Annotated in this window: 13 protein-coding genes and 1 other annotated feature; of the genes, 12 read left to right on the plus strand and 1 reads right to left on the minus strand. The window is 42.0% G+C overall.

What is annotated here, in order from left to right:
* The first annotated feature begins 26 nt into the window (after positions 1-26).
* The 11 genes from lon (at position 27) to HMPREF1210_RS01235 (ending at position 11,515) form a co-directional block, all read left to right on the plus strand.
* Positions 27-2,357 (plus strand): endopeptidase La, encoded by a 2,331-nt coding sequence (gene lon / locus HMPREF1210_RS01185; protein WP_016426758.1) that lies wholly within the window; start codon positions 27-29, stop codon positions 2,355-2,357.
* A complete protein-coding gene (yihA, locus tag HMPREF1210_RS01190) occupies positions 2,354-2,950 on the plus strand; it encodes a ribosome biogenesis GTP-binding protein YihA/YsxC (RefSeq protein WP_016426759.1) in 597 nt (198 codons plus the stop codon). The genes lon and yihA overlap by 4 nt, the downstream gene beginning before the upstream one ends.
* A gap of 115 nt (positions 2,951-3,065) precedes the next feature.
* Positions 3,066-3,260, plus strand: a complete 195-nt coding sequence (locus HMPREF1210_RS01195) for a hypothetical protein (RefSeq protein ID WP_147640274.1) — start codon at positions 3,066-3,068, stop codon at positions 3,258-3,260.
* A 125-nt stretch (positions 3,261-3,385) separates the two neighbouring features.
* On the plus strand, positions 3,386-4,750 hold the full coding sequence (hemA, locus tag HMPREF1210_RS01200) for a glutamyl-tRNA reductase (protein WP_016426760.1): 1,365 nt from the start codon (positions 3,386-3,388) through the stop codon (positions 4,748-4,750).
* An 86-nt stretch (positions 4,751-4,836) separates the two neighbouring features.
* Positions 4,837-5,667 (plus strand): inner membrane protein YpjD, encoded by an 831-nt coding sequence (locus HMPREF1210_RS01205; protein ID WP_036659278.1) that lies wholly within the window; start codon positions 4,837-4,839, stop codon positions 5,665-5,667.
* Positions 5,668-5,701: 34 nt separating this feature from the next.
* The gene (gene hemC / locus HMPREF1210_RS01210; protein WP_036659280.1) at positions 5,702-6,631 is read left to right on the plus strand and encodes a hydroxymethylbilane synthase; all 930 of its coding nucleotides are present in this window, start codon (positions 5,702-5,704) and stop codon (positions 6,629-6,631) included.
* Positions 6,624-7,388 carry a uroporphyrinogen-III synthase gene (locus tag HMPREF1210_RS01215; RefSeq protein WP_016426763.1) on the plus strand — a complete coding sequence of 255 codons (765 nt, stop codon included), beginning with the start codon at positions 6,624-6,626 and terminating at the stop codon, positions 7,386-7,388. The genes hemC and HMPREF1210_RS01215 overlap by 8 nt, the downstream gene beginning before the upstream one ends.
* Positions 7,385-8,365: a porphobilinogen synthase gene (gene hemB / locus HMPREF1210_RS01220; RefSeq protein WP_016426764.1), complete on the plus strand. Its 981-nt coding sequence runs from the start codon at positions 7,385-7,387 to the stop codon at positions 8,363-8,365. Before HMPREF1210_RS01215 ends, hemB begins: the two co-directional genes overlap by 4 nt.
* Positions 8,365-9,654 carry a glutamate-1-semialdehyde 2,1-aminomutase gene (hemL, locus tag HMPREF1210_RS01225; RefSeq protein WP_016426765.1) on the plus strand — a complete coding sequence of 430 codons (1,290 nt, stop codon included), beginning with the start codon at positions 8,365-8,367 and terminating at the stop codon, positions 9,652-9,654. The genes hemB and hemL overlap by 1 nt, the downstream gene beginning before the upstream one ends.
* A gap of 43 nt (positions 9,655-9,697) precedes the next feature.
* A complete protein-coding gene (locus tag HMPREF1210_RS01230) occupies positions 9,698-10,780 on the plus strand; it encodes an AbrB family transcriptional regulator (RefSeq protein WP_016426766.1) in 1,083 nt (360 codons plus the stop codon).
* Positions 10,781-10,963: 183 nt separating this feature from the next.
* Positions 10,964-11,515 (plus strand): hypothetical protein, encoded by a 552-nt coding sequence (locus HMPREF1210_RS01235; protein ID WP_016426767.1) that lies wholly within the window; start codon positions 10,964-10,966, stop codon positions 11,513-11,515.
* Here the strand turns inward: HMPREF1210_RS01235 and HMPREF1210_RS01240 are convergent.
* Positions 11,508-11,699 carry a hypothetical protein gene (locus HMPREF1210_RS01240; RefSeq protein WP_036659282.1) on the minus strand — a complete coding sequence of 64 codons (192 nt, stop codon included), beginning with the start codon at positions 11,697-11,699 and terminating at the stop codon, positions 11,508-11,510. The genes HMPREF1210_RS01235 and HMPREF1210_RS01240 overlap by 8 nt on opposite strands.
* Before the next feature lie 93 nt (positions 11,700-11,792).
* Positions 11,793-12,019, plus strand: a binding site (T-box leader).
* 46 nt (positions 12,020-12,065) lie between these two features.
* On the opposite strand from HMPREF1210_RS01240, the gene HMPREF1210_RS01245 reads away from it, so the two are divergent.
* Entirely contained in the window at positions 12,066-14,711 is a 2,646-nt protein-coding gene (locus HMPREF1210_RS01245) for a valine--tRNA ligase (protein ID WP_016426768.1), read from the plus strand.
* Positions 14,712-15,075: the final 364 nt, after the last annotated feature.

Genomic DNA, 15,075 nt, shown 5'->3' on the forward strand with positions numbered 1-15,075 from the left:
AAAATTGGACGGAGGTGACTTTCCAAATGTCAAAGAAAAATGAAGAAAAAATCGTTCCATTATTACCTTTACGTGGTTTGCTAGTATTTCCGACGATGGTGTTACATATTGATGTAGGTCGTGAGCGTTCTGTTGCAGCATTGGAACAGGCATTATTGACTGATAACATCGTCTTTCTGGCAACCCAAAAAGATATGAATGTTGAACAACCAGTAGAAGAGGATTTGAACGGAATAGGAACGTTGGCACATGTTAATCAAATGATTAAACTGCCAAACGGAACAATCCGTGTATTAGTAGAAGGTTTGGAGCGTGCAACGTGGGCTAGTTACACGGAAGGTGATAACTACGCAACTGTGACCGTTACTGCTTCACCGGATGATACTGAGAAAACGCCGGAACATGAAGCCCTTATGCGCATGCTACTTCAGTATTTTGAAAAGTACTCTAAAATTTCGAAAAAAGTAACATCAGAAACATATGACACAGTCTCTGATATTGAAGAACCAGGCCGTTTGGCGGATATGATCGCGTCTTACTTGCCGCTGAAGGTTAGTGGGAAACAAGAAGTGCTTGAAATTTTCGACGTAAAAGACCGCTTGGAATGGTTAATCAATCGCTTGCACAATGAACAAGAAGTGTTGGATATGGAAAAGAAAATATCTGCACGGGTAAAACAGGCGATGGAACGTACACAAAAAGAATTTTATTTGCGTGAGCAAATGAAAGCGATTCAAACGGAACTTGGCGATCGAGAAGGTAAAACAGGAGAAGTAGCTGACCTTCGTAAGAAAATCGATGAATCAGGAATGCCTGAATCTACGTTAAAAGTGGCTTTGAAAGAGTTAGACCGATATGAAAAACTTCCGGCTGCGGCTGCTGAAAGTGGCGTCATTCGCAATTATTTGGACTGGCTAGTGGCCATTCCATGGACGGATGCTACGGCTGATCGATTGGATATCAACCGAGCGGAAGCTATTTTAAATCGTGACCACGATGGACTGGAGTCAGTAAAAGAGCGTGTGCTCGAATATTTAGCTGTTCGTCAATTGACCAAATCATTACGCGGCCCGATTCTTTGTCTAGCTGGACCTCCAGGTGTCGGAAAAACTTCGCTTGCCCGTTCCATTGCAGAATCATTAGGACGTCAGTTCGTTCGTATTTCACTGGGTGGTGTACGAGATGAATCAGAAATTCGTGGACATCGTCGTACGTATGTAGGTGCAATGCCTGGACGCATCATTCAGGGGATGAAAAAAGCCGGAAAAATTAATCCGGTCTTCTTGTTGGATGAAATTGATAAAATGTCAAATGACTTCCGTGGGGATCCTTCATCAGCGATGCTTGAAGTATTGGATCCAGAACAGAACCACAATTTCAGCGACCATTACATCGAAGAAACATATAACTTATCAAACGTGTTATTCGTTGCAACTGCTAATGATTTAAGCACGATTCCAGGACCACTCCGTGATCGCATGGAAATCATTTCTATTGCAGGCTATACGGAGATGGAAAAGCAATCCATTGCAAAAAATCATTTATTGCCGAAGCAGTTGAAAGAACATGGTTTGACGAAATCGCAACTGCAACTTAAAGATGATGCGATTCTTGACTTGATTCGCTATTACACACGTGAAGCGGGTGTACGTAGTCTCGAGCGCCAAATTGCTGCTATTTGCCGTAAAGCTGCTAAACAAGTGGTATCCACTGATAAAAAACGCATTGTCATCAAAGCTTCTTCTTTGGAAGATCTAATCGGCAAACATAAATTCCGTTATGGACAAGCCGAAACAGAAAACCAGGTAGGTGTTGCGACGGGCTTGGCCTATACCACTGTTGGTGGAGACACACTTCAAATTGAAGTATCTCTTTCACCTGGTAAAGGAAAGCTGATTTTGACTGGTAAATTGGGCGATGTCATGAAAGAGTCTGCTCAGACAGCCTTGTCATTCGTTCGATCGAAAACCGAAGTATTAGGACTGGATGCGAATTTCCATGAATCGCATGATATTCATATTCACGTGCCTGAAGGGGCGGTTCCGAAAGACGGACCTTCTGCCGGAATTACCATTGCAACGGCGCTTGTATCGGCTTTGTCAAAACGTCCTATTCGACGTGAAGTGGGCATGACTGGTGAGATCACATTACGTGGTCGCGTGTTGCCAATCGGTGGAGTTAAAGAAAAAACGTTAAGCGCTCACCGTGCAGGATTAACAACGATTATTTTACCGAAAGAAAATGAACGAGATATAGAAGATATACCGGGAAGTGTGCGCGAGGACTTAACATTCAAATTTGTCTCGCATGCTGACGAAGTGCTGGAAATAGCACTAGAAGGAGGCGGCGTGAAATGAAAGTGCATAACGTGGAATTAGTAATCAGTGCAGTACGACCAGAGCAATATCCGGAAGATGGTTTTCCGGAGTTTGCTCTTGCTGGTCGTTCAAATGTAGGAAAATCTTCATTTATTAATAAAATGATAGGCCGAAAGAGTATGGCACGTATTTCTTCAAAACCGGGGAAAACGCAAACATTGAACTTCTATAAAATTGAAGAACAATTGTTTTTCGTTGATGTTCCTGGATACGGCTATGCAAAAGTTTCGAAAAGCGAACGTGAAGCTTGGGGTAAAATGATCGAAACGTATATTACGAGTCGTGACGTGCTGAAAGCCGTTATCCAGATTGTGGATCTTCGTCATCCACCATCCGATGATGATTGCATGATGTATGATTTCCTGAAGTATCACAACATTCCTTGTATCGTCATTGCCACAAAAGCGGATAAAATCCCGAAAGGCAAATGGGAGAAGCATAAGAAAATGGTTCGTGACGAACTTGATATGGAAGCACATGATACGATGATTCTGTTTTCTTCGGAAACGGGACTTGGATTTGATGCGGCATGGGCAGAAATCAAACGTCGTATGGTACTAGAAATAGAATAGAACGGTTACACTCTCTAAGAAGCCTAATGCTTTTTAGGGAGTTTTTTTAATGATTTGTGAATCTGGAGGATTGAAGTTTTTGTCAGGGAGATAATATAAAGGTTGTGGGGATTTTGTGCAACCTGGAATGGCAAACTGTCTACCTGGAAGTCGTTTCTATCTACTTGGAACCGCAAACGGTCAACCTGGCACGCGATATTGTCAACCTGGAGCAACAACCATTCCGATTTGCTCAACCATTAACAGACAATTCCGCCTACAAGCGAAACGATTGTATGCGTTCAGACGTTTTGATACACTTACATTATAATTATTATAAAGTAGCAAACCAATCAGCCTTGATTTCATAGCTTGTTCACATTTAAAACCTTGTTTTTAAAAACGTTATGCTATAATAAAAGGCGTGAAATAGAACGTGAAAGGTGTCATGAAGCCATGCATACCATCGTAGTGGGTGTTAATTATCGTACAGCGCCGGTAGAGATTCGCGAACGATTGTCCTTCGTTGAGTCCGATTTACCGCAGGCGATGCAAGCACTGCAAGAGCAGAAAAGCATATTGGAAAACGTGATTGTCTCTACATGTAACCGTACCGAAATCTATGCGATTGTCGATCAGTTACATACCGGACGTTATTATATAAAGCAATTCCTTGCGACATGGTTCAAGTTACCGATTGAATCGTTTTCGTCGTACCTATTCATTTATGAAAATGATGGGGCGATGGAGCATCTATTCCGAGTAACTGCTTCGATCGATTCAATGGTGCTTGGAGAAACACAAATTCTTGGACAAGTACGCAAAAGTTTCTTGGATGCCCAAGAACGGGGGACAACTGGAACAGTATTCAACCAATTGTTCAAACAAGCGATTACTCTTGCAAAGCGTGCACATGCTGAAACAGCAATCGGTGAGAACGCGGTTTCTGTTTCTTATGCTGCCGTTGAACTAGGAAAGAAAATTTTCGGTTCATTGAAGCAAAAGCATGTTGTCATTTTAGGGGCAGGGAAAATGGGTGAACTGGCGATTAAGAACCTTCACGGAAGTGGAGCAGAGAAAATCACAGTCATCAACCGCACCTTCGAGAAAGCTCAATTACTTGCAGAGAAATTTGATGGTCAGGCGAAATCGATGCAAGAACTTCAATGTGCATTGCTTGAAGCTGACATATTAATTAGTTCAACAGGTTCAACTGAATACGTTATTGACTTGGAATTGATGCAATTTGTGGAGCGCATTCGTAAAGGAAAGCCACTATTCATGGTGGATATCGCAGTGCCGCGTGATTTGGATCCGCGCATTGGTGAGCTTCCAAATGTGTTCCTATATGATATAGATGATTTGCAAGGCATTGTGGAAGCGAACTTAGCGGAACGACAACTTGCTGCTAATGACATCATGTTGATGATTGAACAGGAACTTGTCCAGTTCAACAATTGGCTCGGTACATTGGGAGTCGTTCCTATCATCTCGGCACTTCGTCAAAAAGCGATGCAAATACAAGCAGAGACTATGGTCAGCATTGAAAATAAAATGCCTGAACTGACGGATCGAGAACGCAAGGTATTAAGCAAACATACTAAATCAATTATCAATCAATTGTTAAAAGATCCAATCCTGCAGGCGAAAGAACTTGCAGTTTCATCAAATTCACATGAACAACTGCAATTATTCCAGCAGATATTTGGTATTGTAGAAGAGGTTCAGCAAGAAAAACAACGTCAAATGATGGCTGTCAAACAACAGCTAGAAGTTGTTGAAGAAAAAAAGATAGCAGTTAATCCAGGGTATTCATATTAATTCATGTTAGGGGGCGTTTTCGTATCTGTATGGTAAACTATACATGCGAAAACGCTTTTTATTTCTGAGGGAAAAGGGGTAAGGTAGTGGCGGATTTGACCATGACAAGGCTGCATGAAGGTATGGTTATCCTCTACGCAATCAGTCTTGTATTTTACTTCATTGATTATTTAGATAAAGATTCAAAAGCTCACCGCATTGCGTTTTGGCTACTCAGCATTGTGTGGCTATTGCAAACGGTTTTTTTAGTCCTATATATTGTTGAGACGAAAAGGTTTCCGATATTGACTTTGTTTGAAGGCATTTATTTTTATGCCTGGTTATTAATCTCGTTATCCATCGGACTTCATCTTATATACCGTGTGATGGTTCCCGTGTTTTTCCTAAATGTCATCGGTTTTATTTTCATGACCATTCATACATTTTCTCCTGTTCAGATTGAACGCTCACCTGTTGGGGAAACACTGATATCAGAGTTGTTATTCATCCATGTGACTTTTGCGATCCTGTCGTATGTAGGATTCTCGTTATCTTTTGTCTTTTCGGCGTTGTATCATATTTTGTATCGCTTATTAAAGAAAAAGAAATGGACGAAACAATTCGGGAAACTGCCTTCTCTTGATCAAACGGAGAAGGGGATGACCGTGTCAATCGTCATAGGCATTCCATTCCTGTTCGTCAGTCTGATTCTTGGGCTGCAATGGGGATACGTTACACTCAATGAATTTTCGCTCATTGATGTGAAAATCATAGGTTCATTTATTTTATTATTTGTTTACGGCTATTTATTTTATCGAAGAAAAAAAGGGACACTTTACGGAACAAGTTATGCATGGGGTCATGTTTATGCCTTCCTGCTCGTGTTGGTGAATTTTTTCTTAGGAAGTCGATTATCCGACTTTCATTTTTGGTACTAAAATCTAATTAATCGGTTAAGTGGGGTTGTTAATAATGAGGAAAATTATAGTAGGTTCGAGAAGAAGTAAATTGGCATTGACACAAACAAATTGGTTTATCGATCAAATGAAACAAGCGGGAGCACCATTTGAGTTTGAAGTAAAAGAAATCGTCACAAAAGGTGATCAAATCCTGGATGTTCAACTTTCAAAAGTTGGGGGCAAAGGATTGTTTGTTAAAGAAATTGAACAAGCCTTGTACGACAAAGAAATCGATTTTGCTGTTCACAGCATGAAAGACATGCCTTCGGAATTGCCAGAAGGACTTGTCATCGGGTGTATTCCTCCGCGTGAAGATGCACGTGATGCTTTTATTTCAACAGGGCATGTGAAATTTATGGACTTACCGGTAGGAGCAGTTGTCGGAACAAGCAGTTTACGCCGTTCAGCTCAACTTCTGTTATTGCGTCCAGACCTTGAAATCAAATGGATTCGCGGAAATGTAGATACACGTCTCGCGAAACTTGAAACAGAAGAGTACGATGCGATTATTTTAGCTGCAGCTGGACTCAAGCGTCTTGGGTGGAGCGATGATGTGGTGACGGAATATTTATCAACTGAAGATTGTCTTCCAGCTGTGGGTCAAGGTGCTTTAGCAATCGAATGCCGTGGAGACGACGCGGAATTATTAGGAGAGCTTGGCAAACTGACACATGAAGAAACTTGGAGAGCCGTTCATGCAGAGCGTGCGTTTTTACATGCAATGGATGGCGGTTGCCAAGTACCGATTGCTGGTTTTGCAACAGTGGAAAACGGAGATGTTCATTTTACAGGATTGGTTGCTTCACCTGATGCTGAACAAGTTTTCAAACAAACTTCTAAGAATGTTGTACCAGAAACGGCAGGAAAAGAAGTGGCAGTGACATTAAGCGAGCAAGGTGCTTACGATTTGATTCAACAAGTAAGAGCCGATTTAAATGTCTAAAAAAGGTGATTTGCAAGGACAAACGATTGTCTTTACAGGTCAACCAAAGTCTGACGAAGCATTTCTTGAAGTGACAAGGCTGGGTGGAGAATTCATTTCTTTCCCGCTCATCCGAACTCAGGAATTAACGTTTCAAGACGAACAATTTATTAATAGTCTCCACACTTATGACTGGTTGATTTTCACGAGCCAAAATGCAGTAGTTGCATTCGAACAAAAAGTGCTGCGACACAAGATTCTCGTGGATTCCTTGCCTTGTAAGATTGCAGCAGTTGGCAGTAAAACTGCGACTGCTTTAGAACGCATAGGTTTTCATGTGACGTTTACGCCAACTACGTTCAGTGCGGATACATTTGTTCAACAATTCCCGTTGGTAGCCGGTTACTCAGATACTTGTTTGTTTTTACGTGGATCACTTGCTAAAGCTACGATAAAAGATGGCCTATCACAATCCGTGGACGAATGGACCGTATATGAAACTCTGCCTGATGAGGGTAACGCAAAAAGTTTAGGTGACTATCTCACTCAACATCCACATGTTTTTGTGGCATTTGCGAGTCCCTCATCAGTGGAAGTATTCACACGTGAAATTGCGCCAAAAATCGGTTGGAACGAAATGACGATTACTGCAATTGGTCATGTGACTGCAACTGCATTGAAAAAACAAGGTGTTGCAGTTCATATACAGCCAACAACTTACACATGGCTTGCACTCATTCAAGAAATTGCTAAATGGAAGGATGACTCATACAAATGAAAGAACTTCAATTCAATAGACACCGACGCTTGCGTCACAGCGAAACTTTGCGAGCAATGGTACGCGAAACTAAATTACATACAGATGATTTGATTTACCCGATTTTCGTTGCAGAAGGCGAAAATATTAAAAATCCGATCGCTTCAATGCCAGGCGTATACCAATTTTCTATGGATCACTTAGGTGAGGAAGTGGACGAAGTTGTATCACTTGGTATCCCATCGGTTATTTTATTCGGCATACCTCTTGAGAAAGATGCAGAAGGCACACAAGCTTACCATGATCATGGCATCATTCAAGAAGCGATTCGCTTTGTAAAAGAACGTCACCCACATTTGGTTGTCATTGCTGATACGTGCTTATGTGAGTATACGGACCATGGTCACTGTGGAATTATTGAAAACGGACAAGTCCTAAACGATCCAACTCTTGATTTATTGGCACGTACTGCCATTGCACAAGCGAAAGCGGGTGCTGACATTATTGCTCCGTCAAACATGATGGATGGATTCGTAGCGGCTATTCGTTACGGTTTGGATGAAGCAGGCTTTTCACATCTTCCTATTATGTCGTATGCAGTGAAATATGCATCCGCTTATTACGGTCCATTCCGTGATGCGGCAAACAGTACACCTCAATTTGGTGACCGCAAGTCGTATCAAATGGATTTTGCAAATCGCAATGAAGCGATGCGCGAAGCAACATCTGACGTTGAAGAAGGAGCAGATTTCCTGATTGTTAAACCAGCACTATCCTACTTGGATATCGTGCGTGACGTGAAAAATAATTTCGACTTACCGGTCGTGGCTTACAATGTGAGCGGGGAATATGCCATGGTGAAAGCGGCAGCTCAAAACGGATGGATAGACGAAGAAAGAATTGTCATTGAAACACTTACAAGCATGAAGCGCGCAGGCGCGGATTTAATCATGACGTACCACGCGAAAGATGTGGCTCGTTGGTTGGGGGCGAAATAATGGAACGTTCTTACGATAAATCAAAACAAGCATTCAGCGAAGCCGTGAAATTGATGCCAGGTGGTGTCAATAGTCCGGTTCGTGCATTCAAATCGGTTGATATGGATCCGATTTTCATGGCAAGCGGAAAAGGTGCAACAATTACAGACATCGATGGTAATGACTATATCGACTATGTACTTTCATGGGGACCACTCATTTTAGGTCACTCTCATCCTGACGTCGTGGCAGCTATTCAAAAAGTAGCTGAAACGGGCACAAGTTTCGGTGCACCTACAGTCGTTGAAAATGACTTGGCAAAATTGGTCATGGAACGTGTGCCATCGATTGAAATGGTACGTATGGTATCTTCAGGAACAGAAGCAACGATGAGTGCACTTCGTGCAGCACGTGGTTACACTGGACGTAATAAAATCCTGAAATTCGAAGGTTGTTACCATGGACATGGTGATAGCTTATTGATTAAAGCAGGCTCAGGTGTTGCGACACTTGGTTTACCGGATAGCCCAGGTGTGCCGGAATCAGTGGCTAAAAACACGATTACAGTCGCTTACAATGATTTGGAGAGTGTACGTGCAGCATTTAAACAGCACGGAGATGACTTGGCAGCAATTATCGTAGAACCAGTGGCAGGGAATATGGGCGTAGTCGGACCTCAACCTGGCTTCCTCGAAGGTCTTCGTGAACTATCAACAGAAAACGGAACAGTTCTTATCTTTGACGAAGTAATGACGGGCTTCCGTGTCGGTTATAACTGTGCCCAAGGTCACTTCAACGTAACACCGGATTTGACGTGTCTTGGTAAAGTAATCGGCGGAGGACTTCCAGTCGGTGCGTACGGCGGGAAACTTGAAATTATGTCGCGAATCGCGCCAAGTGGCCCGATTTATCAAGCAGGCACACTTTCAGGTAATCCATTAGCGATGACGGCAGGTCTTGAAACCCTATCTCGCTTAACTCCTGAAACGTATGAGCATTTCAACAGACTTGCGGATCAGTTGGAAGCGGGCTTCCGTGAAGCGGCTTCGAAATACCACATCCCGCACACAGTGAATCGTGCGGGATCAATGATTGGATTCTTCTTTACGAACGAAACAGTAACGAACTACGACGTGGCGAAAACGTCTGATCTTAAACTGTTTGCAAAATATTACCGCTTGATGGCTGAGGAAGGCATTTTCTTGCCACCTTCACAATTTGAAGGCATGTTCCTATCTGCCGCTCATACATCTGAAGACATTGCGAAAACCGTGGAAGCATTCCATAAAGTATTTAAACAACTAGCTTAATACTCATGTCCTGGTACTCACTCGAGTATCAGGGCTTTTTTCAATGAAGAAAGGTGTGGTCTTGTTGCAACAGTCTTGGATAATCATACGTACTTTTATAATTGCAGCAGCGGCTGGTTTCATATTTGACCGAATCGGCATCTTTTTGCCATGGTTGCTAGGACCGATGGTTTCATTACTGCTTTTAAGGCAATATACAAAATTGCAATTTGAGTGGCCACGAATATATCGACAGATCGGTTTGATTTTCCTAGGTATTCAAATCGGCTCGTCTTTTACGAAAACATCCATTGAACTTATGTGGTTTGATTTTCCCCTAATGGTATTGATGACGATGTCAGTCTCAGGTGTAGCACTATTATTAAGCCTGCTTTTCATGAAAATGTCTGGGGAAACCATAGCAACCAGCGTGTTAGGTTCTTTGCCAGGTGGGCTATCCCAAATGGTGTTGCTGAGTGAAGAAGTGGAATCAGCGAATTCCACCATCGTGACATTGATGCAGACGTTTCGGATTTTTGTGGTCGTGACGGTTGTCCCTTTTTTAACTGCCTGGATTCCAAAAGGCAGTCATTTCAATGAAGTGACACTGACTGAGTTGCCGACATTTAATGTTACTCACTTCGTCATAGCTGTCTTGCTTGGTACTTCCTTTTTTATCGCAATGAAAAAAATACATTTTCCTTTGCCTGAAATGATGGCCCCTATTTTATCAATGGCCATTGTGCAGTTCGTGACAGATCATCCAGTTGTCGAAGTGCCTTCCATCGTATTAATTCTGTCTCAAATATTTGTGGGTGCTCATTTAGGCTTACAGCTCGAAAAAGTAAGAAATCAATTATCGATACGACTGTTCGCGGCGATTGTGCTGACAAACTTGGCGCTTATTGCATTTTGTGGATTCATTGCATACACACTGACAAACATTCATCCAGTTAACACGTTTCTAGATTTCTTTATTAGTGCAGCGCCTGGAGGAATTGCCGAAATGTCCATTACAGCATTGGAAACGGGTGCAGATTTGTCGACCGTCACCAGTTTTCATTTATTCCGGATTTTCTTTATCCTGCTGATTGCAGGGCCTGTGATGACGTATGCATTGAAAAAATGGTTGAAAGCCGATGTTTGATAGTGAGCGGTTGCTCAGACTAACTTTTCGGAATTGTCATCTGAAATAGAGCTGATGACGTCTTAAAAAATAGTGAATTACGTCTGAGAAACTTTAGGAACAACGAGAAGTTCTTCACGAAAGCATAAAGGCTCGTTCACTCGCATAAAATCTTTCACATAGCTTTGTGAAGGAGGACAAGAAGTGAATCAAGTTAATTGGAAGCTTCAAGAAGTTTTTTATTTCCCGGAAAGTTTTGGGGTGCCGACAAATGCTGCACGAATTGAGGTCAAGCCACAAGTAGAGTTTCAGCAAGTTAAAGGAGTAAGTAGTTTATATGGCATTTACCATATTGCAGCACATGTAGCTTTCCAACCAGGTGAATGTGAGCACCACGGAACGTCTGAATGGGTTTCAATCGAGGACTTGGACATGAATGGGGAAAACGGCTACTTTGAATATGCGGTGCCTTTATTCGTGGAATTACCTCCAAATTATGTTCATGGCAAAGTAGAACCTGAAATCCATCTGTCGGACGTTAATGCATCTGTCACCGATGAAAAAACATTGAAAGTGGAATGGAGCGTTACTTGCTCGTATGAACTTCCTGAACCACGGGAATCCTCTTCCGTAGAAGTATTCACTGAGCCTGTCAATTCCACTTCCGAGGAAAATCCGGTGGTCAAAGAAAATGTAGCATTGCCATTCTTCCTGAGTGATTTAAAAGACGGCTACTCCGTCTATGAAGTTAAATAATATCTTTTTGAAATAAAAATAAGATGAAAATTAACAAGCACAGCAGCAAGAAATCGAAGGTCGTCGGGATGAAAATGGTACGGATAAGTTCGAAAACTGTGATCGGCAAAATGATGTCTTTGCAGTAGAAGCGGGTTTTTCGAAGCCACGGTGGAAGCAGATAAGGATTATATCCTCTTCGCATTGAGATTCCTCCTTTCAAAAATACTTGACGAGTTGTCGTGCAGTCCTATACAATAATCTCATCTTGGAAATACAATATGTTACAAAACTAAATAACAATGCATTGATTGGGAAGAGTAAAGTGGTGCTGTTTTCACAAGAGAGGGAACGTTTGGTGAGAGTTTCCGTTAACACACATTTGAATGTCGCCCATGAGCAGTTTCTGTGAACCTGTAAGTAGCAGAAACCGGTTAAAAGCCGTTATATAAACTTGAGAGCGTGATGATTTTTTTGTCATCTGCGAATAAAGGTGGTACCGCGAACAACTCCTTCGTCCTTTTTGTGACGACAGGAGTTTTTTTGTTTTCAAAAAAAGGAGGAATCGATTATGACTGAACAAAAACCAGAACTTTCAACGAAGTATGATCCGAAGTCCATCGAACAAGGACGCTACGAATGGTGGCTTAAAGGAAAGTATTTTGAAGCACAGCCTGAAAGCGGCAAAGAACCATACACCATTGTAATCCCACCACCAAACGTAACAGGTAAATTACACTTGGGCCATGCTTGGGACACAACACTTCAAGATATTTTAATCCGCATGAAACGCATGCAAGGATATGATGCACTATGGTTGCCAGGAATGGACCATGCAGGTATTGCGACACAGGCAAAAGTAGAAGAAAAACTTCGTTCTGAAGGTAAGTCACGTTACGATTTAGGACGTGATGAATTTGTTAAAGAGACTTGGAAGTGGAAAGAAGAATATGCAGGTCATATTCGTACGCAGTGGTCAAAAATTGGATTAGGTCTTGATTACTCACGTGAACGTTTTACACTCGATGATGGCTTATCAAATGCTGTTAAAGAAGTATTCGTTAAGCTTTACAACAAAGGGCTTATTTATCGCGGCGAACGTATCATCAACTGGGATCCAGCAACGAAAACAGCGTTATCTGATATCGAAGTAATCCATCAAGACGTACAGGGTGCTTTCTATCATATGCGATACCCGCTCACAGATGGCACAGGTCATATTGAAGTTGCGACAACTCGACCGGAAACGATGCTGGGCGATACTGCAGTAGCAGTTCACCCGAAAGACGAACGCTACATGCACTTAATTGGCAAAACCGTTACATTGCCGATCGTAGGACGCGAAATTAAGATTGTTGCAGATGATTATGTGGATATGGAATTTGGAAGCGGTGCTGTTAAAATCACCCCTGCACATGACCCGAATGACTTTGAAATCGGAAACCGTCACGACTTAGAGCGCGTATTGGTTATGAAAGAAGACGGAACGATGAATGACAATGCGGATAAATATGCAGGGATGGATCGCTTCGAATGCCGCAAGCAAATTGTTGGGGATCTTCAAGAAGCGGGAGTCTTGTTTAAAATCGAAGAGCATATGCATTCAGTTGGGCACTCAGAGCGTAGCGGCGCAGTAGTTGAACCGTATCTTTCGACACAGTGGTTCGTAAACATGCAGCCACTCGCAGACGAAGCAATTAAATTGCAGCAAGGCGAAGACAAAGTTCAATTCGTACCGGAACGCTTTGAAAACACCTATATGCGCTGGATGGAAAATATCCGTGACTGGTGTATTTCACGCCAATTATGGTGGGGTCACCGAATTCCAGCTTGGTACCACAATGAAACAGGCGAAATTTACGTAGGTCATGAAGCACCAGCAGACATCGAAAACTGGAAGCAGGACGAAGATGTATTGGATACATGGTTCTCATCTGCACTATGGCCGTTTTCAACAATGGGCTGGCCGGACGAATCAAACGAAGAATTCAAACGTTACTACCCGACCGATGTATTAGTAACAGGATATGACATTATATTCTTCTGGGTATCACGTATGATTTTCCAAGGAATTGAGTTCACGGACCAACGTCCATTTGACGATGTATTGATTCACGGACTTGTACGTGCTGAAGACGGACGTAAAATGTCTAAGTCATTAGGCAACGGAGTAGACCCAATGGACGTAATTGATAAATACGGTGCGGATGCACTTCGTTACTTCTTATCAACTGGTTCATCACCAGGGCAAGATTTACGTTTCTCAATCGAGAAAGTGGAATCGGTTTGGAACTTCGCGAATAAGATCTGGAACGCTTCACGTTTTGCCATGATGAACATGGAAGGCATGAAGTTTGAAGATATTAATTTAAGCGGAGAAAAATCTGTTGCGGACGCATGGATCTTGACTCGCTTGAATGAAACAATTGACCAAGTAACAAAACTGGCAGAGAAATATGAGTTTGGTGAAGTAGGGCGCGCCCTTTATAACTTCATCTGGGATGACTTCTGTGACTGGTACATCGAAATGGCGAAGTTGCCATTATACGGCGAAGATGAAGATGCGAAGAAAATGACTCGTTCAGTGTTGGCATACGTTTTAGATAACACGATGCGTTTACTACATCCATTCATGCCGTTCATCACGGAAGAAATCTGGCAGAGCCTGCCGCATGAAGGCGAATCAATTACGATTGCTGCATGGCCGACTGTTAATGAATCATTGACGGACAGCACAAAAGCATCAAGCATGAAATTACTTTCGGATATCATCCGTTCAGTACGTGCGATCCGTGCGGAAGTACAAACGCCAATGAGCAAAAAAGTGCCGTTATACATCTCTGCTAAAGATTCAGAAACATTAGCAGTACTCGAAGCAAATGCGATGTACTTGGAGAAATTCTGTAACCCAGAACCATTGGTTTTAGGTCAAGGAATTGAAGCACCAGGTCAATCAATGTCAAGTGTCGTTTCAGGTGCAGAACTATTCTTACCACTTGAAGGCTTAATCGACGTAGCAGCTGAAACTGCACGATTGGAGAAAGAGCTGGAGAAATTGGCGAAAGAAGTTAAGCTTGTAACAGGCAAACTTTCAAATGAACGTTTCGTTTCGAAAGCACCTGAAGCAGTTGTTGCAGAAGAACGCGCAAAACAACAGGATTATATCGAAAAACACGCAACCGTTGAAAAACGCTTGGCTGAATTGAAGAATTTATAAGTTAGTGATAATGCCTCAAAAGCTTAGGCTTTTGGGGTGTTTTTTATTTGTGAAGAATAGTTTATCTGCATTTCGATGGATGAAATCTAGGATTCGAGGGAAGATATCTAGATTGCATTCTCGAAAGGTTATTAAAGGTCGACTTCTTAAGCGATTTAGAGTTTAGTTGGAAAATATGGAACTTTAGTTGGAAATATATCGCGTTTAATCGGAAAATTTGAACCTTTAGTTGGAAAAAGCTGTTGCGTGTAACCACGCTATATTCAAGGGGGTTACTTAAAGATATCTCAGTATAAAAATTTCATTAGTAACTAGAAATAATTTCATATCTTTTCAGTAATTGAACATGATAGAATAGAGTGAA

It is taken from the genome of Paenisporosarcina sp. HGH0030 (genome assembly GCF_000411295.1).
Lineage (GTDB): Bacteria > Bacillota > Bacilli > Bacillales_A > Planococcaceae > Paenisporosarcina.

Coding starts and splice junctions, on each gene's coding strand:
- lon (WP_016426758.1), top strand. CDS start 27: ATGTCAAAGAAAAATGAAGAAAAAATCGTTCCATTATTACCTTTACGT.
- yihA (WP_016426759.1), top strand. CDS start 2,354: ATGAAAGTGCATAACGTGGAATTAGTAATCAGTGCAGTACGACCAGAG.
- hemA (WP_016426760.1), top strand. CDS start 3,386: ATGCATACCATCGTAGTGGGTGTTAATTATCGTACAGCGCCGGTAGAG.
- hemC (WP_036659280.1), top strand. CDS start 5,702: ATGAGGAAAATTATAGTAGGTTCGAGAAGAAGTAAATTGGCATTGACA.
- HMPREF1210_RS01215 (WP_016426763.1), top strand. CDS start 6,624: ATGTCTAAAAAAGGTGATTTGCAAGGACAAACGATTGTCTTTACAGGT.
- hemB (WP_016426764.1), top strand. CDS start 7,385: ATGAAAGAACTTCAATTCAATAGACACCGACGCTTGCGTCACAGCGAA.
- hemL (WP_016426765.1), top strand. CDS start 8,365: ATGGAACGTTCTTACGATAAATCAAAACAAGCATTCAGCGAAGCCGTG.
- HMPREF1210_RS01230 (WP_016426766.1), top strand. CDS start 9,698: ATGAAGAAAGGTGTGGTCTTGTTGCAACAGTCTTGGATAATCATACGT.
- HMPREF1210_RS01240 (WP_036659282.1), bottom strand. CDS start 11,699: ATGCGAAGAGGATATAATCCTTATCTGCTTCCACCGTGGCTTCGAAAA.
- HMPREF1210_RS01245 (WP_016426768.1), top strand. CDS start 12,066: ATGACTGAACAAAAACCAGAACTTTCAACGAAGTATGATCCGAAGTCC.